20 protein-coding genes are annotated in these 23,303 nt (G+C 61.7%); 7 read left to right on the top strand and 13 right to left on the bottom strand.

The genetic code is table 11. The features are described from left to right. Positions 1–937 precede the first annotated feature (937 nt). The 4 genes from C0V73_RS11155 (at position 938) to bmt (ending at position 5,264) form a co-directional block, all read left to right on the top strand. Positions 938–1,936 (top strand): ABC transporter substrate-binding protein, encoded by a 999-nt coding sequence (locus C0V73_RS11155; protein WP_102020058.1) that lies wholly within the window; start codon positions 938–940, stop codon positions 1,934–1,936. A gap of 220 nt (positions 1,937–2,156) precedes the next feature. Then, positions 2,157–3,071, top strand: coding sequence for a proline/glycine betaine ABC transporter permease (locus C0V73_RS11150; protein WP_102020057.1), 915 nt, complete (start codon positions 2,157–2,159; stop codon positions 3,069–3,071). Continuing rightward, positions 3,064–4,116 carry a glycine betaine/L-proline ABC transporter ATP-binding protein gene (locus C0V73_RS11145; protein WP_102020056.1) on the top strand — a complete coding sequence of 351 codons (1,053 nt, stop codon included), beginning with the start codon at positions 3,064–3,066 and terminating at the stop codon, positions 4,114–4,116. The genes C0V73_RS11150 and C0V73_RS11145 overlap by 8 nt, the downstream gene beginning before the upstream one ends. 128 nt (positions 4,117–4,244) lie before the next feature. Beyond that, positions 4,245–5,264, top strand: a complete 1,020-nt coding sequence (gene bmt, locus C0V73_RS11140; RefSeq protein ID WP_102020357.1) for a betaine--homocysteine S-methyltransferase — start codon at positions 4,245–4,247, stop codon at positions 5,262–5,264. A gap of 72 nt (positions 5,265–5,336) precedes the next feature. Here bmt and C0V73_RS11135 read toward each other — a convergent pair whose 3' ends face one another. The 5 genes from C0V73_RS11135 to cysG form a co-directional block, all read right to left on the bottom strand. Then, complete coding sequence (locus tag C0V73_RS11135; RefSeq protein ID WP_102020055.1) at positions 5,337–6,149, bottom strand: ferredoxin--NADP reductase; 813 nt, start codon at positions 6,147–6,149, stop codon at positions 5,337–5,339. Between the two features lie 170 nt (positions 6,150–6,319). Next, positions 6,320–6,832: a DUF934 domain-containing protein gene (locus C0V73_RS11130; RefSeq protein WP_102020054.1), complete on the bottom strand. Its 513-nt coding sequence runs from the start codon at positions 6,830–6,832 to the stop codon at positions 6,320–6,322. A 13-nt stretch (positions 6,833–6,845) separates the two neighbouring features. Then, positions 6,846–8,519: a nitrite/sulfite reductase gene (locus C0V73_RS11125; RefSeq protein ID WP_102020053.1), complete on the bottom strand. Its 1,674-nt coding sequence runs from the start codon at positions 8,517–8,519 to the stop codon at positions 6,846–6,848. 15 nt (positions 8,520–8,534) lie between these two features. Further along, positions 8,535–8,849 carry a DUF2849 domain-containing protein gene (locus tag C0V73_RS11120; protein WP_102020052.1) on the bottom strand — a complete coding sequence of 105 codons (315 nt, stop codon included), beginning with the start codon at positions 8,847–8,849 and terminating at the stop codon, positions 8,535–8,537. Between the two features lie 2 nt (positions 8,850–8,851). Further along, positions 8,852–10,294: a siroheme synthase CysG gene (gene cysG, locus C0V73_RS11115; RefSeq protein WP_102020051.1), complete on the bottom strand. Its 1,443-nt coding sequence runs from the start codon at positions 10,292–10,294 to the stop codon at positions 8,852–8,854. 270 nt (positions 10,295–10,564) lie between these two features. Between cysG and C0V73_RS11110 the strand changes: the two genes are divergently transcribed. Genes C0V73_RS11110 through C0V73_RS11100 form a run of 3 tightly spaced genes read left to right on the top strand, consistent with a single transcriptional unit; the run spans position 10,565 to position 13,230 of the window. Then, positions 10,565–11,152, top strand: a complete 588-nt coding sequence (locus C0V73_RS11110) for a deaminase (RefSeq protein WP_102020356.1) — start codon at positions 10,565–10,567, stop codon at positions 11,150–11,152. 20 nt (positions 11,153–11,172) lie between these two features. Further along, entirely contained in the window at positions 11,173–12,006 is an 834-nt protein-coding gene (mazG, locus tag C0V73_RS11105; protein ID WP_102020050.1) for a nucleoside triphosphate pyrophosphohydrolase, read from the top strand. A 6-nt stretch (positions 12,007–12,012) separates the two neighbouring features. After that, positions 12,013–13,230: an NAD(P)/FAD-dependent oxidoreductase gene (locus tag C0V73_RS11100; protein ID WP_102020049.1), complete on the top strand. Its 1,218-nt coding sequence runs from the start codon at positions 12,013–12,015 to the stop codon at positions 13,228–13,230. Here C0V73_RS11100 and bchJ read toward each other — a convergent pair. The 8 genes from bchJ to C0V73_RS11060 all read right to left on the bottom strand — a co-directional run bounded on the left by bchJ (position 13,130) and on the right by C0V73_RS11060 (position 23,252). Then, positions 13,130–13,867 carry a bacteriochlorophyll 4-vinyl reductase gene (gene bchJ, locus C0V73_RS11095; protein ID WP_102020048.1) on the bottom strand — a complete coding sequence of 246 codons (738 nt, stop codon included), beginning with the start codon at positions 13,865–13,867 and terminating at the stop codon, positions 13,130–13,132. The two genes, C0V73_RS11100 and bchJ, sit on opposite strands and share 101 nt — an antisense overlap. After that, a complete protein-coding gene (gene bchE / locus C0V73_RS11090) occupies positions 13,854–15,479 on the bottom strand; it encodes a magnesium-protoporphyrin IX monomethyl ester anaerobic oxidative cyclase (RefSeq protein WP_102020047.1) in 1,626 nt (541 codons plus the stop codon). Before bchE ends, bchJ begins: the two co-directional genes overlap by 14 nt. 86 nt (positions 15,480–15,565) lie before the next feature. Further along, positions 15,566–16,900, bottom strand: a complete 1,335-nt coding sequence (gene hflX, locus C0V73_RS11085) for a GTPase HflX (protein ID WP_102020046.1) — start codon at positions 16,898–16,900, stop codon at positions 15,566–15,568. A gap of 67 nt (positions 16,901–16,967) precedes the next feature. Next, the gene (gene hfq, locus C0V73_RS11080) at positions 16,968–17,219 is read right to left on the bottom strand and encodes an RNA chaperone Hfq (RefSeq protein WP_006728386.1); all 252 of its coding nucleotides are present in this window, start codon (positions 17,217–17,219) and stop codon (positions 16,968–16,970) included. 110 nt (positions 17,220–17,329) lie between these two features. Further along, positions 17,330–18,193: a D-amino-acid transaminase gene (locus tag C0V73_RS11075; RefSeq protein ID WP_102020045.1), complete on the bottom strand. Its 864-nt coding sequence runs from the start codon at positions 18,191–18,193 to the stop codon at positions 17,330–17,332. A 14-nt stretch (positions 18,194–18,207) separates the two neighbouring features. Then, positions 18,208–19,584 (bottom strand): Trk system potassium transporter TrkA, encoded by a 1,377-nt coding sequence (trkA, locus tag C0V73_RS11070; protein WP_102020044.1) that lies wholly within the window; start codon positions 19,582–19,584, stop codon positions 18,208–18,210. 49 nt (positions 19,585–19,633) lie between these two features. Then, positions 19,634–20,998 carry a sigma-54 dependent transcriptional regulator gene (locus C0V73_RS11065; protein ID WP_102020043.1) on the bottom strand — a complete coding sequence of 455 codons (1,365 nt, stop codon included), beginning with the start codon at positions 20,996–20,998 and terminating at the stop codon, positions 19,634–19,636. After that, positions 20,988–23,252 carry a PAS domain-containing sensor histidine kinase gene (locus C0V73_RS11060; RefSeq protein ID WP_102020042.1) on the bottom strand — a complete coding sequence of 755 codons (2,265 nt, stop codon included), beginning with the start codon at positions 23,250–23,252 and terminating at the stop codon, positions 20,988–20,990. The genes C0V73_RS11065 and C0V73_RS11060 overlap by 11 nt, the downstream gene beginning before the upstream one ends. Positions 23,253–23,303: the final 51 nt, after the last annotated feature.

The following is a 23,303-nucleotide window of genomic DNA, read 5'->3' as shown; positions in this document are numbered from 1 at the left end:
CTTGCCACCAAGGTTACTGCAAATGCGACACTGCGGCAGCCTGTCGCGGGCCTTTCGTGCGCAGTTTGTCATTTGCGACGCGTCATGACGGTTTGCGCTCTGGCGCAGCGTCTCCGAAGTGATTATCTGCGGCTCGAAATCAGCGCCCCGAAGAGGCGCAGCACCCTAGGAAACACCCATGCTCTACATCCTGCAGAACCGCAATAGCCTCGCCATCGCCTGGAACGGTCGTGCACCGCAGCGTCAGCCTGTCGCCCGTTGGGAAGTTCGCAATCCGATCAAGGCCGCCAAGGTCTGATCGACACTTCGGCACCTGGAATGCGGCGGTCCATCAGACCTTCGATTGCGGAGCAGGTGCGCCAGAATAACAAAACGCCCCGGTACGCGATACTCGATCCGGGGCGCAACCGACAGTAACGCGCCGGCCCCTCCATCTATCGTTACAGACGTTACTGGATCGTTATCGATCGGGGCCAGATCGCATTTTTTCAAATTTTTTTGTGCGTGCCTCCGAGCATGCAAACGCCCGTCATATTGACGCAGTTGAGACACGTTAAGTCTCACGTGAGAGGGCGACCCTCCCCAGCTTCTGATCCGCCGGATACAACTGCCCGTCCCTTGGGCGACCAAGGCTCGCGCCAGAGCCGAAATGCGGCAAAATCAGTCGCACCAATGGCTTGGGGCGGCGACCACCGGACCCGTTGGCTGCGGCGAGAGGTTGATTTTCAGAACCAAAGACGTAGGCTGATGGTCGTGACACGCGGTCGACAGGGCAATCAGCCCCTCATGACAAGGCCCGGTCACATGAATGGCGAGCCGGCGAGACGCGCCCCGGTCACCATTCGCTGTGAAGAGCAAATTGGCAGAGCGGTGCGCAGTAGCCGTCCCTGCCCTTTCCGATGAACGCTGCAAGATAAGACTGGGAGGTCTTAACTCCATGAAGAAGCTCCTTGCTTCCACACTTCTCGCCGCGGGCCTTTACGCAGTTGCCGGGTCCGCCCAGGCTGCCGAATGCGGCGATGTCTCCATCGCAGAAATGAACTGGGCTTCGGCCGGCGTCGCTGCCTATGTCGACAAGATCATCCTGGAAAGCGGCTATGGCTGCACCGTGACCGTCGTCACCGGTGACACCATGCCGACCTTCGCCTCGATGAATGAAAAGGGCCAGCCGGACATGGCTCCGGAATTCTGGGTCAATGCCGTGCGCACCGCTCTCGACCAGGCAATTGCCGAAGGCCGTCTTATCCAGGCTGCCCCGCTGCTCTCGGACGGCGGCGTTGAAGGCTGGTGGATCCCCAAATTCATCGCTGATGCCAACCCAGACATCAAGACCGTCGAAGACGCGCTGAAGCGTCCCGATCTCTTCCCGGCTCCGGAAGATCCGACCAAGGCTGCCGTGACCAACTGCCCGTCGGGCTGGAACTGCCAGGTTTCGACCGCCAACCTCTACCGTGCGCTTGGCGCAAAGGAAAAGGGCTTTGAACTTGTTGACACCGGCTCGGCTGCCGGCCTCGACGGCTCGATCGCCAACGCCTTTGAAAACAAGAAGGGCTGGCTCGGCTACTACTGGGCTCCGACCGCCATCCTCGGCAAGTACGAAATGGTCAAGCTCTCCTTCGGCGTTGAGCACGACAAGGCCAACTGGGATGCCTGCACGGCCGTTCCGGATTGCGCCGATCCGAAGGTGAATGCCTATCCGGTGTCCGACGTCTACACGGTCGTCACCAAGGGCTTTGCTGAAAAGGCCGGCGTTGCCATGGACTACGTGAAGACCCGCAAGTGGGACAACGCGACCGTCGGCAAGGTTCTCGCCTGGATGGAAGAAAACCAGGGCACCAATGAAGATGGCGCCAAGCACTTCCTCGAAACCTATCCGGACATGTGGACGACCTGGGTCGCCCCTGAGGTCGCCGAAAAGATCAAGGCTTCTCTCTAAGCCTGAACTGTCTGCAACCATGCGGCGGGCTTCGGCCCGCCGCGCTTTCTGCGAAGCGGCATGCCGCATCACGCCATTCAAACGACTCCCGACGTCGCAGACGGCATGAATTCCCTTCCGGAACTCGATTAGCCTCTCACTCGGGAATATGGCATCGCCGTCAGGGCCCATCGCAGCGTTTCAAACGTCATAAAGTGCGAGGGTCGACAAGGGGAACGAGATGGCTTCGACTTTATGTAACTACCTGCCCGAAGTGCTGTGCAGGTTTCCGGAAATCGACGATACGGTCATGCGCGTTGCGCGCAAAAGTATCGACGACAGTTTCAAGGGCTTCGTCCGTGCCTATGGCAACGTGATCGATGCCGTCACGCATCCACTGCAGCTTTTCCTGAACTGGCTCGAGGCGTTGTTCGTCAACACGCCCTGGTTCATTTTCCTGGCTGCGATGGTGCTCATCGTCTATCTGACCAGCCGCAACATGCGGATCGTCGCTATCACCGTCATCGGCATGCTGTTCATCGGTTTCGTCGGGCTCTGGGAAGACACGATGATCACGCTCGCGATCGTCACCGTCTCGACACTGCTCGCGATCGTCATCGGTATTCCGATCGGCATCATGATGGCGCGTTCTGATCGTGCACAGTCCCTGGTCAATCCGATCCTGGACGTGATGCAGACGCTGCCAAGTTTCGTCTATCTGATCCCCGTCGTCATGGTCTTCGGTATCGGCAAGGTGCCAGGCGTGATCGCGGTCGTGATCTATGCTGTGCCGCCGATGATCCGCCTGACCAATCTCGGCATCCGGCTCGTCGACCGCGAAGTGCTGGAAGCAGCCGACGCCTTCGGTTCCTCGCCAAGCCAGAAGCTGATGAACGTGCAGATCCCGCTGGCGCTGCCGACCGTCATGGCCGGCATCAATCAGACCATCATGATGTCACTTGCCATGGTCGTGGTGGCCTCGATGATCGGTGTTGGTGGGCTCGGCAAGAACGTTCTGCAGGCGATCTCCAACCAGTTCCTGACGATCGGCTTCCTCAACGGCTTCGCGCTTGTCGCCATCGCCATCATCTTCGACCGCGCCAGCCAGGCCTATGGCAAGCGTCTTCAGCGCCATACGGAGGTGGTCCATGGCTAGTCACGACATCGAGATCCGCAATCTCTACAAGATCTTCGGGCCGAACGGCGGGGCTTTCATCGATCAGGTGAAAGCGGGTATGTCGAAGGCGGAGCTCAACGAGACGCATGGCCATGTGCTCGGCCTCAAGGACATCAACATCCAGATGCCGGGTGGCGGCATCACCGTCGTCATGGGTCTTTCCGGCTCCGGCAAGTCGACGCTGATCCGCCACATCAATCGGCTGATCGAACCGACGTCGGGCGAAGTGCTGTATGACGGTGTCGATGTCTGTCGGATGAACCCTCTGGAGCTCCGGGAGTTCCGCCGCCACAAGACGGCGATGGTCTTCCAGAAGTTCGCGTTGCTGCCGCATCGCACCGTGCTGGAAAACACTATCTACGGCTTGGATATCCAAGGGATTCCACGTTCGAAGAGCGAGGATATCGGTCGCCGCTGGATCGATCGCGTCGGTCTCTCCGGCTTCGAAAGCCACTATCCGAACCAGTTGTCCGGCGGCATGCAGCAGCGTGTCGGTCTTGCTCGCGCGCTTTCGAACGACGCCGACATCCTATTGATGGACGAAGCCTATTCGGCGCTCGATCCGCTGATCCGCGTCGACATGCAGACAGTGCTTCTCGACCTGCAGCAGGAGTTGAAGAAGACGGTTGTCTTCATCACCCACGATCTGGACGAAGCGCTGCGGCTCGGCGACAAGATCGCGATCCTGCGCGACGGCGAAGTCATCCAGCAGGGCACCGGCCAGGAGATCGTCCTGCAACCGGCCGACGACTACATCTCCGCCTTCGTCAAGGAAGTGAACCGCGGCCGCGTGATCCGTCTCGATACGATCATGGGTCCTGTCTCCGGCCCGAGCGAAGGGCTTGCCCTGCCCGGCGGCACGGTTCTGGAAGCGGCAGCCCGGATCATGACGGATGCCCGCCAGTCGAGCACCATTGTTACTGACGATGCCGGCACGCCGATTGGCCGCGCGGACTTGCAGCAGATCATCTCCGCCATGGTCACGCCGAAGAGCCACGAAGACAAACAGCTCGCGGCGGAGTAGCGCTTTTCTCTCCCACAAGGGAGATGCGGCTCAACGGCCCCGCGCAGTGCGGGGCCGTTGTCGTTTTGGAGATTGAAACCATATAAAGACTTCTTTATATGATCAGCATGACAAAGAGAGGAACCGCCATGGCAACCCCGTCCAATCCGCTTTCCGAACTGCTGGCCGAAAAGGGCGTGCTGCTCGCCGATGGGGCCACCGGCACCAATCTTTTCGCGCAGGGTCTCGAGGCCGGCGAAGCGCCCGAACTCTGGAACGAGGCGCAGCCGGAAAAGATCGTCAAGCTGCATCAGGATTTCGTCGATGCGGGTGCCGACATCATCCTCACCAATTCGTTTGGCGGCACGCGCCATCGCCTGAAGCTGCACCATGCCCAGGACCGCGTGCATGAGCTGAACAAGAAGGCCGCTGAAATCGCCCGCTCGGTTGCCGACAAGGCGCCGCGCAAGGTGATCGTCGCGGGTTCCGTCGGTCCGACCGGTGAATTGTTGATCCCGCTCGGTGCCATGTCCTACGAGGATGCGGTCGCAGCGTTTGTCGAGCAGATGGAGGGCCTCAAGGCCGGTGGTGCCGATGTTGCCTGGATCGAGACCATGTCGTCGCCGGATGAAATTCGCGCGGCGGCCGAAGCTGCCGTCAAGGTGGGCATGCCCTACACGTTCACCGGTTCCTTCGACACAGCCGGCAAGACGATGATGGGCCTGCACCCGAAGGACATCCATGGTGTTGCACCCGACATCGGCGCCGGTCCGCTGGCGGTTGGCGCCAATTGCGGCGTGGGTGCCTCCGACATCCTGCAGAGCCTGCTCGACATGACTGGTGCGAACCCGGAAGCAACCGTGATCGTCAAGGGCAATTGCGGCATTCCGGAATTCCGGGGCGCGGAGATCTTCTATTCGGGTACGCCGCCGCTGATGGCGGACTATGCACGCCTTGCCCGCGATGCAGGTGCGAAGATCATCGGCGGCTGCTGCGGGACGTCCTGTGATCACCTGGCCGCCATGCGCAAGGCACTCGACGACTATACGCCCGGCCCGCGCCCGACGCTCGAAGTGATCGTCGATCGCATCGGGCCGCTGCGCAACAAGACTGCAGACGAGAGCGGTGCGCAGGAAAGCAGCCGTCGTCCCCGCCGTCGCGGCAACTGATCTCCACCAGAGAGCCATAACGAAAAAGGGCGCCCGAGGGCGCCCTTTCTGATTCCGGAATGCGATAAACGATCAGCCGACGAAGGCGCGTTCGATGACGAATTCGGCCGGCTTGTTGTTGGCGCCTTCGGTGAGGCCGGCCTTTTCCAAAAGTTCCTTGGTGTCCTTCAGCATGGCGGTCGAGCCGCAGATCATGCCGCGATCGATCGCGGGATCGAGCGGGGGAACACCGAGATCGGTGAACATCTTGCCGTTTGCGATCAGGTCCGTGATGCGGCCCTGGAAGGGATAGTCTTCACGGGTGACCGTCGCATAGTGCTTGAGCTTGTCGCCGACGAGCTCGGCGAGGAACTCGTGGTTCTTGATCTCCTCCACGAGGTCAAAGCCGTATTTCAGTTCGGCGACGTCGCGGCTGGTATGGGTGAGGATGACTTCCTCGAACTTCTCATAGGTCTCGGGATCGCGGATCAGGCTCGCGAAAGGCGCGATGCCGGTGCCGGTCGAGAACATGTAGAGGCGCTTGCCGGGGGTGAGCGCGTCGAGCACCAGCGTGCCGGTCGGCTTCTTGCGCATCAGCACCTTGTCACCCGGCTGGATGCGCTGCAGGTGCTGGGTGAGCGGACCGTTCGGCACCTTGATCGAGAAGAATTCGAGTTCTTCATCCCAGGACGGGCTTGCGATCGAGTAGGCGCGGTAGATCGGCTTGCCCTCGACCATCAGGCCGATCATGGCGAATTCGCCCGAACGGAAACGGAAGCCGGCCGGTCGCGTCATGCGGAAGCGGAAGAGATGGTCAGTGTAATGCGTGACGCTCAGCACCGTCTCGGCGAATACGCCTTCGGGCACGATCAGTTCGGCATTGTCGGTCTTCACAGGAGCATTCATAGGCTGTCGGTCCTATCGTTCTGTCGATTGGGAAGAGCCTATAATTCAGACCGTCCCATTCCACAATTCAGCCGGCATGCAGATTTCGCAGCCGAGATATCCATTAAAGCGAAGGCGGCATCCTTGACCGAGGTCAATTCGCCGCCCTTACATAGCGATTTTTATAAGTCTCAGGCGCCGGTGGAGCCAAGACGACGCCAGCTGAAACCACCAACTGCCTCGGAATCCCGAGCGGTCGGCTGGTAGCGCTGGGCAACGCCCGTGAGACAGTTTTCGGCAAGCCTGCGCTGGGCAACCGCATTGGTGACCGCGAAGCTGTCGAAGCCGGTGCGCAGCATCAGCGGCACCTGGTCGATCAGCACGTCGCCGACGGCACGAAGCTCGCCCGCATAGCCCAGCCGTTCGCGGAGCAGCGTTGCATGGCTGAAGCCACGGCCATCGTTGAAGGCCGGGAAAGCGACGGCGATCAGCGCGATGCGGTCGAGATATGGTTCCAGCTTCTTCACGTCATCGGCGGGCGCGATGAAGACGCCGAGGCCGACGTCATTGGTTTCAGCGACCGCTTCTAGGAAGGCTTCGAGCGGCAGTAGGGCTTGTTCGCCCTCGCCTGCTTTGCGCTCTTCCGTCTCGGTCACCCAGATGTCGCCTTCGACGAAACCGGTTTCTTTCCAGATCTTGGTCATGTGCTTTCCAGTCTCAGGCGGCTTCGACGGCGGCGTTGCCGTAGAGCGCATCCTTGAAGGGCTTCGGGCCGACGCGGCGATAGGCCTCGAGGAAGGTTTCCTTGGGTTCGAGGCGCAGGCCGAGATAGGTATTGACGATCGTCTCGACGGCGTCGGTCACCTTTTCCGGCTCGAAACCGCGACCAATGATTTCACCGATCGAGGAGTTCTCGTCGCCGGAACCGCCCAGCGTGATTTGGTAGAGCTCGGCACCCTTCTTCTCGACACCCAGCAGGCCGATATGGCCGACATGGTGGTGGCCGCAGGCATTGATACAGCCGGAGATCTTGATCTTGAGCTCACCGATCTCTTCCTGGCGGGCCTGGGAGCCGAAGCGCTCCGAGATGGCTTGGGCGACCGGAATGGAGCGCGCATTGGCGAGCGCGCAGTAGTCCAGGCCGGGACAGGCGATCATGTCGGTGATCAGGTTGGAATTGGCGGTCGCCAAGCCTGCCTTCTCCAGCGCCTGATAAAGCGGATAGAGATCGCCCTTGGCGACATGTGGCAGGATAAGGTTCTGCTCGTGGCTGACGCGGATCTCGTCGAAGGCGTAGCGCTCGGCGAGATCGGCTACCAGATCCATCTGTGCATCCGAAGCGTCGCCCGGCGTGCCGCCGATCGGCTTCAGCGAGATGGTCACCATAGCGTGGTCGGGGTGGCGGTGTTCCTGAACATTGTGGCGGACCCAGGAACCGAAAGCCGGATCGGCTTTCTGGGCACGGGCAAGCGCTTCCCAGCCGTCCGGGCGAGCAGTGAGTTCCGGAGGGGCGAAATAGGTTTCGATTGCACGGATATCGCCTTCCGGCAACTTCAGTTCGCTGTCCTGGATTTCGGCGAATTCAGCGTCCACCTGACGCGTCAGTTCTTCGACACCGGTCTCGTGGACGAGGATCTTGATGCGCGCCTTGTACTTGTTGTCGCGACGGCCATGCAGGTTGTACACGCGCACGATCGCGGTGATGTAGGTCAGCAGATCTTCCTCGGGCAGGAAGTCGCGGATCTTCTTGGCGATCAGCGGCGTGCGGCCCTGGCCACCGCCGACATAGACGGCAAAGCCGAGTTCGCCGGCCTCGTTCTTCTTCAGCTGGAGGCCGATGTCGTGCACCTGGATTGCGGCACGATCCTTTTCCGCGCCTGTAACGGCAATCTTGAATTTGCGCGGCAGGAAGGAGAATTCCGGATGCAGCGAGGACCACTGGCGCAGGATCTCGGCATAGGGGCGCGGATCGGCGACTTCATCGGCGGCAGCGCCGGCGAAATGGTCGGCGGTCACGTTACGGATGCAGTTGCCGGAGGTCTGGATGGCGTGCATCTCGACGCTTGCGAGATCTTCCAGGATAGCCGGCGTGTCCGAGAGCTTCGGCCAGTTGTACTGGATGTTCTGGCGGGTGGTGAAGTGACCATAACCACGGTCATATTTACGGGCGATATGCGCCAGCATGCGCATCTGCTTGGAATTCAACGTGCCATAGGGAATGGCGACGCGCAGCATGTAGGCGTGAAGCTGGAGATAGACGCCGTTCATGAGGCGCAGCGGCTTGAAAGCATCTTCCGCCAGTTCACCCGACAGGCGGCGGGCCACCTGGTCGCGGAACTGTTCTACGCGCGCCGACACAAAAGCGTGGTCGAATTCGTCATAACGATACATGTCTTACCTCAGGCCTCAAGCCGCGATGAATGCAGGGTCGGCATAACCATGCCCTTCCGCATATGCAATGGTCGGACCTTCGGCCCGGATACGCTCGCGAAGGCGCAGCGGACGCAGCTTGCCATCCTTTTCCTCGATCTCGATGACGTTGACATCGACCACGAGATTGCTGGCAAAGGCCTGCTTGCCGGCGGCTTCGAGGGCATCGACCGCCTCAGCATGGCGCGCGACAAAGGCTTCCTGCAGACGCTCGGTCCACTGGCCATTGGCGTCCAGCCATACGGCGATGCCGTCGGTCAGGCGGTTTGCTGTGAGAACCTTGTCTACCATCCTCAAATCCTTGCAAGTTGCGGTTCGGCCGAGACAAGCGCGCCAAGCGGCTCGGAACGGCTGAAATCGGCGCCGGCGACTGCGTCGCCGATGATGACCATGACCGGACCTGATAGCTCTGTGCGAGCTTCCAGGCCTGGCAATTCCTTCAATGTGCCATGCAGCAGGCGGCTGTCACGGCGGCCGGCATTCTCGACGACGGCGACCGTCGTGTCCTCGGCCAGGCCGCCAGCCATCAGGCGCTCAGCGACGGAGGCGGCAACCGTGCGGCCCATATATACGGCGACGGTGGCACCCGACAGTGCGAGACGCGCCCAATCCGGCAGCACATTACCCTGAAGATCGTGGCCGGTGGTGAAGACCAGCGACGAAGAGACGCCGCGCAGCGTCAGTGGCAGTTCGAAATCGGCGGCGGCGGCCAGCGCCGACGTGACGCCCGGCACGATCTCATAGGCGATGCCTGCGTCACGAAGGGCAGCCATTTCCTCGCCTGCACGGCCGAAGACCAGTGGATCGCCCGACTTCAGACGCACGACGCGTTTACCGGCATGGCCGAGTTCGACGAGGAGCGCGTTGATCTCGCTTTGAGACTTCGAGTGGCAGCCCTTGCGCTTGCCGACCGGAATGCGCTCGGCATCGCGGCGGCCCATGTCGACGACTTCGCGGGGCACCAGTGCATCGTAGACGATGACGTCACATTCCATCATCAGGCGGTGGGCGCGCAGCGTCAGCAGATCCTCGGCGCCTGGGCCGGCACCGACAAGAAACACGCGGCCTTCCACACGGTCAGCGGCAACGCCCTTGAGGATGCGGGTTGCTTCGCGCCGGGCGAGGCTAATCTCATCGGCTTCAACGTGGTCTGCGACCTTGCCCTTGAAGAAATCGCGCCAGAACAGCCGGCGCGGCGCTCCACGGGGCACGAGGCGGTCGACGGCGCGGCGATAGGAATTGGCGAGACGGCCGAGCTTGCCGAGCGAACGCGGCAGGAGACGGTCGATGTCGGCGCGGATCATCTGCGCGAGCACCGGGCCGACACCCTCCGTGCCGATCGCAACGGCAATCGGGGCGCGGTTGACGAGGGCTGGCGTGTAGAAATCACAATAATCGGGCTGATCGACTGCATTGGCCGGAATACGGGCGGCGCGGGCGGCGGCCACGATCTCGCGGTCGAGAGCGCCCTCACCCGTCGCGGCAAACACTAGGCGCGCGCCATCCACCTGGGAGGGCTCGAAGGGCAAAGCTACCTGTTCGATGCCGTGCTGGGCGAGGAAGGCGGCGTAATCCTCTTCTGGGGCATCGGTGTAGGCAACGATGCGGGCTTCGGTATTTTTCAGCAGGCGCGCCTTCGCATAGGCCTCGTTGCCGTTTCCGAAAACGGCGGTGACCTCATTCTCGACTTTGAAGAAAGCCGGAAAGACCGAAAGCTGTTTGTCCTGCTGTGCCATGAATCATCCGCTGCCAGAGTGCTGCACTATCGCGTTTTGTCTTTAACAATTGAAGAAACAGAAATTCCTTCGCTCAGCACCTTGCGTATTTCTGTCCTAGTGCCTCCGCCGTTGCGAGCAAAATGCACCGAGTTTCGCTCATACGGATCGCTCGCCCGGGCTAGAGCCATCAAGCGGGCCAAAAAGTTGGAGACAGAGCATCATTTCCCTTTCGGCGGCTCCTGTGCAAGCGCTAGGATCGCATTGCACAAGACTGCGGAGCGCGCCACCTTGACCACACCAGAACTTACCCGTCGGCTTCTCGACGTGATCGAACACGACATTCTTCCCCTGACCGCCCGTGGCGTTGCCGCCGGCAACAAGGTGTTCGGCGCGGCCATCCTGCGCAAGTCGGATCTTTCGCTCGTGCTGGCGGAGACGAACAACGAGCTCGAAAATCCGCTCTGGCATGGCGAGGTGCATACGCTAAAACGCTTCTACGAACAGGGCGAGCGGCCCAATACCAAGGACCTGATTTTCCTGTCGACGCATGAACCCTGCACGATGTGCATGTCGGCGATCACCTGGGCAGGTTTTGACAATTTCTACTATTTCTTCAGCCATGAAGACAGCCGTGACGCTTTTGCGATCCCCCACGATCTGAAGATCCTCAAGGAAGTCTTCGGCCTGGAGCCAGGTGGCTATCGCCGGCAGAACGCCTTCTGGCTGAGCCATGCGATGATCGAGATGGTGGCCTCTGCCAGCGACGCCGATCGGCCTGCCCTTTTCGAACAGGCGAGCCGGATCAAGGCGGAATATGACCGGTTGTCGGAGAGCTATCAGTCGTCCAAGGGCGACAACGACATTCCGCTCAACTGAGCGAGCCACACGGGATTACAATGGAAGCCTCGACCGATATCAATCGCCTGCTCGAGATCATGGCGGCGTTGCGCCAGCCCGAAACGGGTTGCCCCTGGGACATCGTCCAGACATTCGAGACGATCAAACCCTACACGATCGAGGAAGCCTATGAAGTGGCGGATGCGATCGAGCGCAAGGATCCGGATGATCTCTGCGAGGAGCTGGGCGATCTTTTGCTGCAGGTGGTCTTCCACGCACGGATTGCCGAGGAGTCCGGACAGTTCAATTTCGGCGACGTCGTCGAAGCCATCACACGCAAGATGATCCGGCGGCATCCGCATGTGTTTGCGCGATCCGATGCCGATACGCCGGAGGCGGTGAAGGCACAGTGGGACATGATCAAGCAACAGGAGAAGGCGGAACGTCTCGCAAGGCGCGCGGCCCGCGGCTCGGCTGATGATCCTGATACCGGCTATCTCGGCTCGGTGCAGCGCTCCTTTCCGGCACTCACAGAAGCTTTGAAGCTGCAGGAGCGTGCGGCCAAGGTCGGCTTCGACTGGTCGGAGGCTGCCCCCATTCTCGACAAGGTCGAGGAGGAGATCGGCGAATTGCGCGAGGCGCTGGCCGAAAACAAGCCTGACAAGGTCAAGGACGAGCTCGGCGATCTGATCTTCGCATTGGTCAATATCGGCCGGCATGTGGGTGCGGAGCCGGAACAGGCACTGCGCGGAACGAATACAAAGTTCCGCAATCGATTCAGACATATAGAAACGTCTCTTCAGGCATCAGGTGAGACGTTGGTCGATGCTTCCTTGGAACGCATGGAGGAGCTGTGGCAGGCAGCAAAAAGCATCCAGCGGCAAATTGGTTGAACCAGCATGAAGCTCACTGGACTTGATGTGGCCATTGCAGGCGCTGGCGTCGGTGGACTGGCTCTCGGCACCATGCTCGCCCGGTTCGGCGCCTCCGTGACACTCTACGACCAGATGGATGCGCCCCGTCCGGTGGGCTCCGGCTTCGTGCTGCAGCCGACGGGAGCTCAGGTTCTTGCGGCCATGGGTCTGCTCGATCCGGTTGCCGCACGCGGGCGACGCATCGACCGGATGGTCGGACGGTTGAAGGACGGCGGCAAGCCAGTGCTCGACGTGCGCTACCGGTCCGGCGAATTCGGGATCGCTGTCCAGCGGGTGGCTCTGTTCAACACCTTGTTCGAGGCAGCGCGCGCAGCCGGTGTGACTTTCGAGGCATCGGCGCGGATCAGCGGTATTGAGCCGGGGCCTCGTGCCCGCCTCGTCTTCCAGGATGGTGCGCGTTCACCGCAAGCAGACCTTGTGATCGATGCCATGGGGGCCAATTCGCCGATCGGCAGTCGGCCGGATAGCGAACTCAGTTATGGCGCGCTCTGGGCAACGGTGCCCTTCCCCGATGGCGGGCCGTTCCAGGAGAACCTGCTCGAACAGCGCTATGACCGTGCCTCATGCATGGCCGGTGTGCTGCCGGTCGGGACCACTCGCGAAGGGGCACCCGCCATGGCGACCTTCTTCTGGAGCCTGCGCACGGCTGACCATCCCGAATGGGTCAAGGCTGGCCGCGACGCGTGGCTGGAGGCGGTGGGCAAGCTCTGGCCCGATGCGCTTCCGCTAGCGGCTGTCGCCGAACCTATTCATGCGCGCTATCGCCACCAGACCCGCCCGCCGGTGATCGGGCGGCATGCGCTGAAGATCGGTGATGCCTGGCATGCGACAAGCCCTCAGCTCGGCCAAGGCGCGAACATGGCGCTGCTCGACGCTGCATCGCTCGCCTCGGCCCTCGTCCACGCAGAGAATGTCGACGCGGCGATCGCGCGGCATCTGCGGAAAAGACAGATGCATGTGCGCAGCTACCAGTTCCTCAGTCGGGTGCTGACGCCCTTCTACCAATCGGACAGCCGTCTGCTGCCTACCCTTAGGGATCATCTGATCGCGCCCATCACGACATTGCCAGGCGTGCGATCCATCATCTCGACGCTTGTGACGGGCGATCTTCTCGATCCGGTCGGTCGGCTGCGGCTCTCCGAGACATTCGGGCGGACTGCAGCGACCCTGTCGCACCCGTAATCGTCCATTCGCAGCAGTCGTTGCCCTTGGCTTGGCAGCGGGGGTGCAGGACCGAGACTTGGGTTGCGGTCAAGGTGGCGAAGAGGCGTTCGAAGACGGCGCCATGCCAGGGGCAGCCGGGGGTTGCCAGGGGGTTGTTCTGGATCGCAAGCTGAACGACCGGCCGCCTACAGCCCCGCACTTGGCCCGAGAACCGGCCGCTGCCGGCAAAGGTCCAGGCATGGGCGGAGATGGCGCGGCTAAGCAGCCGCTCAGAAATGGCAGTCGGCAGACGCGGCAGCAGCCAGCGAGCCGGCTTCGGAATGCGATTGACTAGCAGATAATGGCCCGTGCGGTCACCGGCTTGCGCCAAGACGCGGGTGGCGTCCTGATCCGACAAGGTATCACAGAGCACGGCGAAGAGCCGCTGAGGCTCTCGTTCATCCAGCATCGTGCCGGGTGGATCGACGAAACGATGGCCGATTCCCGCTCGGTCGAAGATCATACGCGCCGTCTCGTCGCCAAACAGCGCGGCGAGCGCCTGTCCCGTCTGGATGATGGCATTCGGGCCGATCCGGGCTGGCGATCTGGCTTCTGGGACACCATCTGCGACATCGTGGTCGTACGGTCGCGCCAAGCTGCTGTCAGACGTGGGCATCGTGGCTCTCCGGCCCTCCGCCGCAGGCAAGGACGGGTGTCCGCGCCTCTTCCGCCTCGCCGGCCTTGCGGGCACGTAGCTGGCTCGCTCGCTCAGAGGCCGCCTGCCAGTCATCCATCTGAGCCGGTGCGATCTTGCGGGTCATGTCGAAGCCGAAATCGACCTTATCCTTTGACTGCGGGCCCCAGTAATTGTGCTTGCCCAGATCGTAGAATTTCCGCTCGAAGCCGGCTTTCATGAAGGCCTTGAGACAGCCGAGAAGATACCGCCGCCGAAAGCCCTTGCCGCGCCAGGGGTAGTGGAAGAGCGCCTTGATCATGTAGAAGCGGCGGTAATTGTTCATGACCCGGTCGAGCAGTTCGGCGCGGTCCATGGCATCGGGTTTCATAATCGGCGTGACGAAATTGTATTTCGAGAAGTCGAAGATCTCGACCTTGTCGCCCAACTCCTGAAACAGCGGGGAGAAGGGCCAGGGCGTGTACATGGCCCAGTTGGCGAGATCCGGGTTCCAGTCGCGCGCCATGCGATAGGTTTCCTCGAGTGTCTCCGCCGTCTCGTTTTCCAGGCCGACGATGAACTGGGCTTCGGTGAAGATGTCGGCCTCGCGCAGCAGGCGGATCGCCTTCTTGTTCTCAGCGACCTTGGTCTCCTTGTTGAAGCGATCGAGCTTCAGCTGGGCGGCGGCTTCCGTGCCGAGTGAGACATGGACGAGGCCGGCCTTGCGATAGAGCGCCAGATATTCCTCGTCGCGGATGATGTCGGTGACGCGGGTGTTGATGCCCCATTTCACCCTGTTGGGCAGGCCACGAGCGATCAGCTCCTCGCAGAAGGCGATGAACTTCTTGCGGTTGATGGTGGGCTCCTCGTCGGCGAGGATGAAGAAGCCGACCTGATGGTCGTTGACCAGCTTTTCGATCTCGTCGACCACCTTTTTCGGGTCGCGGATGCGATAGTCGCGCCAGAACTTCCATTGCGAGCAGAAGGAGCAGGTGAAGGGGCAGCCGCGCGCCATGTTCGGAATGGCCACGCGCACGCCGAGCGGCACGTAGATGTATTGTTCCCATTCGAGCAGCGTCCAGTCCGGGTCGACGGCATCGAAGTTCTTCACGGTTGGGGCGGCGGGCGTTGCGATGATCTTGTCGTCGTCGGTGCTATAGGCGAGGCCCTTGATGCCCGCCCTCGCCTCCTTCCAGTTTCCAGCGGCAAAGGCGCGGGCGAGTTCGACGATAATCTCCTCGCCCTCGCCGCGGACGATCACGTCGATGTAAGGCGCCTCGGTCAGCACCTGCTGGTACATGAAGGTGGCATGGATGCCGCCGAGGACACGGAGCGCGTGAGGGCAGACTTCCTTTGCGATCTCCAGGCAGCGCTCGGCCATGTAGATCGACGGGGTGATAGCCGTGCAGCCGATGATATCCGGTTGCAGGCGGCAGAGTTCGTCGCGCAGCCGATCCTCGGTCATGTCGTTGGTCATCGCATCAAGGAAATGGATGTCGGTGAAGCCTGCCGACTTCAGCGCCCCACCGAGATAGGCGACCCAGGCGGGTGGCCAGTTGCCGGCGATCTCGGCGCCGCCGGAATGATAGTTCGGATGAATGAAGACGACGCGCATGACCACCTCCCATGTGTGTAAACAAAAGTTGACACACATGGCGGCGGGATCAGTTGACCTGGATCAAGAGGCCATCACGCCTTTGGTCAGCGCTCCCAGTCTTCCTTAGGCGCGGGCTGCGGTCCGCCGAGCTTACGCTCCAACTCGTTGGCCTGGCGATCGGTCAGGCGCACGTCGAGGCTGACGGAGCCGTCCTCGTGATCCTCGCGGCCATCGACGACCGCGTTCTCGTAGAGCCAGGAGATCACGGCATGTTTGTCGGCGGGAATGGTGATCGTCGCCTCGGTCAACACGCCGGAGAGGCGCTGCGAGATGATATCGAGCAGCGTGTCGACACCCTCGCCCGTTATGGCGGAGACCGGCAGGACGTTTGCGCGACCGGCTGCCTTCTGCAGAATGCCGTCGTGGTTCTCCGGGTCGAGGCGGTCGATCTTGTTCCAGATCTCGATGATCCGTTCCGAGCGCTCCTTCTCGTCGATACCGAGATCGTCGAGGATGCGCAGGACATCGGCCGACTGTGCGCCATTGTCCGGATCCGACATGTCGCGGACATGGAGGATGAGATCGGCTTCCAGGACCTCTTCGAGCGTCGCGCGGAAGGCGGCAACGAGGTGGGTGGGCAGGTCGGAGATGAAACCGACGGTGTCCGACATGATCACGGTGCGGCCATGCGGCAGTTTCATGCGGCGGAGCGTCGGATCGAGCGTTGCGAACAGCATGTCTTCGGCGAGCACGCCCGCACCGGTGATGCGGTTGAAGAGCGTCGACTTGCCGGCATTGGTGTAGCCGACGAGCGCCACGATCGGATGCGGCACCTTGCGGCGCTTGGCACGGTGGAGCTGGCGGGTGCGGACTACCTGTTCGAGCTCGCGCTCGAGCTTGATGATCTTGTCCTGCAGCATGCGCCGGTCTGCTTCGATCTGTGTTTCACCCGGTCCACCCATGAAGCCTGCACCACCGCGCTGACGCTCAAGGTGGGTCCAGGAACGGACCAGACGGCCCTTCTGATAATTCAGATGCGCGAGGTCGACCTGCAGCGTGCCTTCTTTTGTGGAGGCGCGGCGACCGAAGATTTCGAGGATCAGGCCCGTGCGGTCGATGACCTTGGCGCCCCATTCCTTCTCAAGATTGCGCTGCTGAACCGGGGTGAGCGGATGATCGACGATGACGAGGCCTGCATCGAACTCGTCGAGCAGCGCTTTCACTTCGGCGATCTTGCCGGATCCCATGAGTGTTGCCGGTCGAGGCTGGCTGACTGTGACGATCAAGCCTTGGACGATGGTGAGATCGATGGCGCGGGCAAGGCCGATCGCCTCTTCGAGACGCGCTTCATTCGAGCGGCTCGGGGCTGGCGGCGCGCCTTCGGGCAGTGCTTGCGCCTTCGCCTGCTTCAGGACGGGAACGAGCACGAGCGCCCGCATGTCATCCCGGCGCTTTTCGTCCTCCGGGATGATCGATTCGTTCTTTGTATCGCGGCTGGTGATGATCTCAGTCCTGTCCGGAAGAGGCTTCGTCGTTCTCGAACATCGTCATCGGCTGGCCGGGCATGATGGTCGAGATGGCGTGCTTGTAGACCAACTGGGAATGGCCGTCGCGACGCAGGAGAACACAGAAATTGTCGAAGGATGTCACGACACCGGTGAGTTTTACGCCGTTGATCAGGAAGATCGTCAGCGAAATCTTCTGCTTTCGTACGGTGTTGAGGAAAAGATCCTGCAGATTCTGAGAACGTTCCGCCATGGCGCCGCTTCTTTCTTTCTTGCCGGTGCTTTGCGACCGGTGTGATTATTGTTGCCAGCTGGTAAGCTCTGGGAATTGGCCCCTCGCCCCTCCGCCGAAAAAACGTGGTATCAAATCACCGTCTTTTCCGCAACGTCGAAAAAGGCGGAACGGATCCGTTCGGCCATGGCGCCGGGATGGCCGTTGGCGATCGGCTGACCATCGATCTCGACGATCGGGAAGCAGATGCTGGTTGCGGCGGTGATAAAGACTTCGCGGGCCGAGAGCATCTCTTCACGGGAAAACTCGCGTTCCTGCACGCTGATGCCAAGCTTTGCCGTCACATCCATGAGCCCGGTGCGGGTGATGCCGCGCAGGATGCCCTGTTCTGCGGGACGGGTGACAAGGACGCCGTCCTTGTCGACGATCCAGACATTGGTGGCCGCGCCTTCGGTGACCATGCCCCGGGCGTCGACGTAGATGGCTTCCTGTGCACCCTTTTCCTTTGCCGCCTGGCGGGCCATGGCGTTGGGCAGAAGTCCGACAGTCTTTATATCGACTCGGTCCCATCGATTGTCGGGAAGGGTGATTGCCTTCAGGCCCTTTTCGTTCTTCGTCGCAATCACCGCCGGATCGGTGATCTTGGCTGTGATGACGAGGCTCGGCGGGGTTTCCGCCGACGGATAGACGTGGTCGCGGCGGGCGACGCCGCGCGTCACCTGGAGATAAAAGAGGCCGTTTTTCACCCGGTTGCGGCGGGCGACCTCGCGGATGACCTGGGTGAGTGCGGCGCGGCTCATCGGGCGCCTCATGGCAAGCTCCGACAGAGAGCGATCCAGGCGATCCAGATGCCGGGTCAGATCGACGATGACACCGTGGCGGATTTCACAGACCTCGTAGACACCGTCGGCGAATTGATAGCCGCGATCCTCGATATGCACGCCCGCCTCGGAATGCGGCAGATAGCGACCGTTGACATAGGCAATGCGCGGCATGGGGTTGTGAACCTTCAGAAATACTGGATCGAAACGCGGAAGAGCTGCTCGACATGGCGAACGGCCTCTGCAGCGGCGAAGAGAACCACGCGGTCCTTGGCCTTGATCTTGGTGTCGCCATCGGGGCGGATCACGGTCTTGTCGCGCAGGATGGCGCCGATGCGCAGGCCTGGCGGCAATTCAAGCTCCCGGAAGGGCTTGCCGACGAGCGGCGAGGTTTCCAGCGCCTCGGCCTCAATCACCTCGGCCTTGCCCTTCTGGACGGCATAGACGGCGCGAATGCGGCCCTTGCGGACGTGCTGCAAGACGCGGGAAATGGTGACGGCGCGCGGGTTAATGTGGGCATCGATCCCGATCGACGTCGCCAGTTCGTGGAAAGACGGGCTGTTGATCAGCGCCATGCCGGACTTGCAGCCGAGGCGCTTGGCCATGGCGGCACTCAGGATATTGGTCTGGTCGTTGTTGGTGAGCGTCACCATCAGATCGGCATCCTGGATGTCGGCCTGCTGGAGGATGTTCTGGTCGAGTGCCGATCCGTGCAGGACGATGCCGTCCTTCAGCTGGTCGGAGACCGCAAGCGCGCGCTCACGGTCGTTCTCGATGATCTTCAGGCGGGTCTTCGGCTGCATCTCCTCAATGGCGCGGGCGACGTAGTAGCCGATATTGCCGCCGCCAGCGATGACGATGCGACCGGCTTCCTGCTCTTCATGGCCGAAAAGACCGAGCGTGCGGCGGGCGTGATCGCGCTGGCAGATGACATAGGCGAGGTCGCCGACCTGCAAGTGATCCTGCGAGCGCACGACATTCAGGCGGCCGTTGCGGTAGATCGCGCAGACCGTCGCCATGAGGTCCGGAAAGAGTTCACTCAGTTGATTGAGCGGAGTGTCGACGACAGGGCAATCTTCCATGCATTCGATGGCGAGCATGGCGATATGGTCGTCGGCGAAGCGCACGATGTCGGTGGCGCCGGGGAAGGAAATGCGACGCAGAACCATTTTGCCGACCTCGATTTCCGGCGAAATGGTCACGTCGATCGGCAGGTTGTCACGGCTGAAGAGATCGGAATATTCCGGCCGCAGATAGTTCTGCGAGCGAATACGCGCGATCTTGGTCGGGACGTTGAACAGCGAATGGGCGACCTGGCAGGCGGTCATGTTGATTTCGTCGTAGAGCGTGACGGCAATCAGCATTTCGGCCTGGTCGGCGCCGGCCCTCGCCAGCACATCAGGATGGGCGCCGTGGCCGACATAACCGCTGACATCCAGCGTCTCGGTGATATGCGAGACGAGCGAGGCGGAGGTGTCGATAACCGAGACGTCGTTGCCTTCCTGGGAGAGCCGCTCGGCAATGCCGTAACCGACCTGGCCCGCGCCGCAGATGATGACTTTCATTCTATGCTTCCTGCCCCAGGATCGGTTTTACCGGACTCGGTTCGACCGCTTATACGCCAAGCGACTTCAGTTTGCGATGGAGGGCCGAGCGTTCCATACCGACGAATTCCGCCGTGCGTGAAATGTTGCCACCGAAACGGTTGATCTGGGCGATCAGGTAGTCTCGTTCGAACATTTCGCGCGCCTCGCGCAGGGGCAGCGTCATGATATGCGTGTCGTTGCGGGCGGAAACCTTCGGCAGCATGTCGGAAAGATCCTGCGGCAGCATTTCGGCGGTGATCGGCGCATCGGGGCTGTCGCCCTGGGCGAGGATCATCAGGCGTTCGATGTTGTTGCGGAGCTGCCGGATGTTGCCTGGCCAGTCATTGGCCTGCAGGACCGCCATCGCGTCCTCGCCGATCTTGCGCTGGCGGATGCCGGCCTGCTCGGAGACCTGGCGCATGAACATGTCGACGAGGAAGGGAATGTCCTCGCGGCGCTCGGCAAGCGCTGGCACCTTCACCGGCACGACGGCCAGGCGATGGAAGAGGTCTTCCCGGAAGCGGCCCTCGGCGATCAGGCTTTCGAGATTATAGGCGCTCGACGAGATGATGCGCACATCCACCTTGACGCGCTTGGAGCCGCCGATGCGTTCGAACTGCTGCTCGACGAGCACGCGCAGAATCTTGTTCTGGGTCTCACGCGGCATTTCGCCGATCTCGTCGAGATAGAGAATGCCGCGATGGGCTTCTTCCAGCGCACCGATGCGGCGGGGCTGACCGGGCGTGCCTTCGGTGCCGAACAGCGCCATCTCCATCCGGTCCGGCGTGATCGCGGCCGCATTCAGCGATACGAACGGCCCGACCGAGCGGGCCGATCGCTTGTGGATCATGCGGGCGACCAGTTCCTTGCCGGAACCCGAGGGGCCGAAGATCATGATGCGGCTGTTTGTCGGCGCGACCTTCTCGATGGTTTGGCGGAGTTGCGAGACGGCGACCGAGGTGCCGATCAGTTCGATCGCGTCACCGGTGCGGCGCTTGAGTTCGGAGACCTCGCGCTTGAGCTTGGAGTTCTCCAGCGCGCGCTCGGCGATCAGGATCAGGCGATCGGCCTTGAAGGGCTTTTCGATGAAGTCGAAAGCGCCGCGCTTGATGGCCGAGACAGCCGTCTCGATATTGCCGTGACCGGAGATCATCACGACCGGCAGATCCGGATGGCGTGCCTTGATTTCGTCTAGCAGCGAAAGGCCATCAAGCCGGCTGCCCTGCATCCAGATGTCGAGGAAGACCAGACGCGGGACACGGTCGGATATGGCGGCAAGCGCACTGTCGGCATCATGGGCGGTGCGGGTCTCATGTCCCTCGTCGCTCAGAATACCGGAGACGATCTCGCGAATGTCCTCTTCGTCGTCGACTACAAGAATATCAGAGGCCATAGACCTTTTCCTTATCGCTTTCAGTGACCATGGCGGGGGCGTCTGCGCGCGGCAGGATGATGCGGATCATCGCACCCCTGCCCCGGTCGAAATCCACCGGTGCGTCGTGCAGCTCAAGCTGCCCGCCATGCTCTTCAATGATCTTCTTCACGATCGCGAGGCCAAGGCCGGTGCCTTTCTCGCGCATCGTCATGTAGGGTTCGAGAATGCGGTGCCGGTTCTCCGTCGGCAGGCCGCGGCCGTTGTCGATGACGTCGACCGTGAACCGGTCGAGTTCTTGATCGAACGTGGAGCGGACCAGGATCTTGCCGTGGTCGCCCAGTTCTTCCTTCGGCACTGCCTCGATCGATTCGACGGCATTCTTGACGATGTTGCCGACGGCCTGGGCCAGCATGCGGGCGTCGAAGCTGCCCTCCAGAGGCTCATCGCCGAAGCTGCGCTGGAATTCGATGTCGGCGCTGCCGATCTCGCGCAGGAAGACGGCATCCGTCAGGATCTCTCGCAGGTCTGAACGCTGTTTCGTCGGCTTCGGCATCCGGGCAAAGGCGGAGAACTCGTCGACCATGCGGCCGATGTCCTCGACCTGGCGCACGATCGTGTCCGTGCACTGGTTGAAGACAGCCTTGTCATCCTCGGCGATCTGCTTGCCATAGCGGCGCTTCAACCGCTCCGCCGAGAGCTGGATCGGAGTGAGCGGGTTCTTGATTTCGTGGGCGATGCGACGCGCCACATCGGCCCAGGCGGTGGAGCGCTGGGCAACGACCAGATCGGTGATGTCGTCGAGGGTGATGACGTAGGAATCGACCGAGCCCCGCGTCTCTTCCCGCGTCACCTGGACGTTGAGGGTGCGTTCCTTGCCGCCTCGGATCATGTTGATCTGCTCGCGATATTCGCCGCGATGGCGGACAGCGGCTTCGGCCAGCACGCGGTCGACCTCAGGTGCGACGAGCGCGAGCTTCTGCCCCATCAGCTGTTCGCCGGGTAGTGCGAGGAAGTATTCGGCAGAAGGATTGACGATCGTGATGATACCATCGTCCTCGACGCCGATGACGGCGGCCGTAACGCCCGAGAGAACCGCTTCGATAAAGCGGCGGCGGTCGTCGACCTCGTCCTTGGCTTCCAGGATCTCATCGCGCTGCGAGCGGATCTGCGAGACCATCTTGTTGAAGGTCCGCGACAGGCTGCCGACGTCGCCGTCTGCCGCGCGCACGGGCACTAGGACATTGAGATTGCCGGACGCGATACTATCGGCGGCACCGATCAACAGGCGGATCGGCCGCACGATGCGGTCCGCGACGGCGATCGCGGTCCAGATGGCGGCAAGCAGCACGATCAGTGCGAAACCCAGATAGAGAATGGCAAACGCGATCTGCAGCGTTGTTCGGCCATCCTCCATCGACTGGTATTCCGCGGTGTTTTCTTCCATCTGGCGCATCGCCTGCATGACCTTCGGGTCAACGGCTCTGATGGTGTAGAGGAAGGTTCCCGACAGGCTGTCGAGCTTGATGATGGCCCCGACGAGATTGGTGATACCAGGCGGGATCAAGGTCGGCTGACCGGCCGAGGCGCTCGCAAGCGCGTCCCGGGGAATCGCCGGCAGAGGCTTTTCCGTATCGATGTCAGCCTGAGTGATCGCAGAACCATCTTCCCGCACCAGGAAGGCGCCGAGCATGCCGCGACCGCGCGCCTGGCGGGTCATAAGCTCCACGAAGCCGGTACGATCGAGATAAAAGAGCGCGCGATTGCGCTCCAGATCGTTCGCCATGGAGATCGTCTGGCCCTGAAGGTAGCTGGCATTCTCCATCATGTAGGCCTGGGCGATGTTCATCGACGAGGAAACGATCGACTGCGTTCTGATCGAGAACCAGCGATCCAGCCCGACATTCAGCGTGATCGAGGCGAAAATGGCGACCAGAATCGCCGGCGTGATCGCGATCACGGAGAAGAGCGCGACGATGCGGACATGCAGGCGAGCGGCGGCACGCCCACGGTTGCGCGCCTTGAACAGGCGCATCACTTCCCGGCCGATGAGGAAGACCAGACCGACGATGAAGAGCGAATTGATGACCGCCGACGCCACCAGCACCCTGGAGGTGGGCTCGATCGGGGTCAGGCCGAGCAGGATCGGCAGGGTCAGGGATGCGCAGAGCAGCGCACCGCCGGCGGTCAGCAGACCAGGCAGCGCAAAAGATGCGCGGCGGTCGTGTGCCAGCGTGTCCACATCTGCTGCGGCGGCGTTCCTCACGCGTGCCATCATTTCCCCCGGATCCGCGCAATCGGATCTTATTGACGCGGCCGCGTGGCG

Origin of the sequence: Rhizobium sp. TH135 (genome assembly GCF_002855515.1) — a bacterium.
Lineage (GTDB): Bacteria > Pseudomonadota > Alphaproteobacteria > Rhizobiales > Rhizobiaceae > Allorhizobium.
This window is presented reverse-complemented; position numbering and strand designations above follow the sequence as displayed.

Excerpts from the sequence above, each read along its gene's own strand:
- C0V73_RS11155 (WP_102020058.1), top strand. The coding sequence starts at position 938 with ATGAAGAAGCTCCTTGCTTCCACACTTCTCGCCGCGGGCCTTTACGCA.
- C0V73_RS11150 (WP_102020057.1), top strand. The coding sequence starts at position 2,157 with ATGGCTTCGACTTTATGTAACTACCTGCCCGAAGTGCTGTGCAGGTTT.
- C0V73_RS11145 (WP_102020056.1), top strand. The coding sequence starts at position 3,064 with ATGGCTAGTCACGACATCGAGATCCGCAATCTCTACAAGATCTTCGGG.
- bmt (WP_102020357.1), top strand. The coding sequence starts at position 4,245 with ATGGCAACCCCGTCCAATCCGCTTTCCGAACTGCTGGCCGAAAAGGGC.
- C0V73_RS11135 (WP_102020055.1), bottom strand. The coding sequence starts at position 6,149 with ATGAATGCTCCTGTGAAGACCGACAATGCCGAACTGATCGTGCCCGAA.
- C0V73_RS11130 (WP_102020054.1), bottom strand. The coding sequence starts at position 6,832 with ATGACCAAGATCTGGAAAGAAACCGGTTTCGTCGAAGGCGACATCTGG.
- C0V73_RS11125 (WP_102020053.1), bottom strand. The coding sequence starts at position 8,519 with ATGTATCGTTATGACGAATTCGACCACGCTTTTGTGTCGGCGCGCGTA.
- C0V73_RS11120 (WP_102020052.1), bottom strand. The coding sequence starts at position 8,849 with ATGGTAGACAAGGTTCTCACAGCAAACCGCCTGACCGACGGCATCGCC.
- cysG (WP_102020051.1), bottom strand. The coding sequence starts at position 10,294 with ATGGCACAGCAGGACAAACAGCTTTCGGTCTTTCCGGCTTTCTTCAAA.
- mazG (WP_102020050.1), top strand. The coding sequence starts at position 11,173 with ATGGAAGCCTCGACCGATATCAATCGCCTGCTCGAGATCATGGCGGCG.
- C0V73_RS11100 (WP_102020049.1), top strand. The coding sequence starts at position 12,013 with ATGAAGCTCACTGGACTTGATGTGGCCATTGCAGGCGCTGGCGTCGGT.
- bchJ (WP_102020048.1), bottom strand. The coding sequence starts at position 13,867 with ATGCCCACGTCTGACAGCAGCTTGGCGCGACCGTACGACCACGATGTC.
- bchE (WP_102020047.1), bottom strand. The coding sequence starts at position 15,479 with ATGCGCGTCGTCTTCATTCATCCGAACTATCATTCCGGCGGCGCCGAG.
- hflX (WP_102020046.1), bottom strand. The coding sequence starts at position 16,900 with ATGCGGGCGCTCGTGCTCGTTCCCGTCCTGAAGCAGGCGAAGGCGCAA.
- hfq (WP_006728386.1), bottom strand. The coding sequence starts at position 17,219 with ATGGCGGAACGTTCTCAGAATCTGCAGGATCTTTTCCTCAACACCGTA.
- C0V73_RS11075 (WP_102020045.1), bottom strand. The coding sequence starts at position 18,193 with ATGCCGCGCATTGCCTATGTCAACGGTCGCTATCTGCCGCATTCCGAG.
- trkA (WP_102020044.1), bottom strand. The coding sequence starts at position 19,584 with ATGAAAGTCATCATCTGCGGCGCGGGCCAGGTCGGTTACGGCATTGCC.
- C0V73_RS11065 (WP_102020043.1), bottom strand. The coding sequence starts at position 20,998 with ATGGCCTCTGATATTCTTGTAGTCGACGACGAAGAGGACATTCGCGAG.
- C0V73_RS11060 (WP_102020042.1), bottom strand. The coding sequence starts at position 23,252 with ATGGCACGCGTGAGGAACGCCGCCGCAGCAGATGTGGACACGCTGGCA.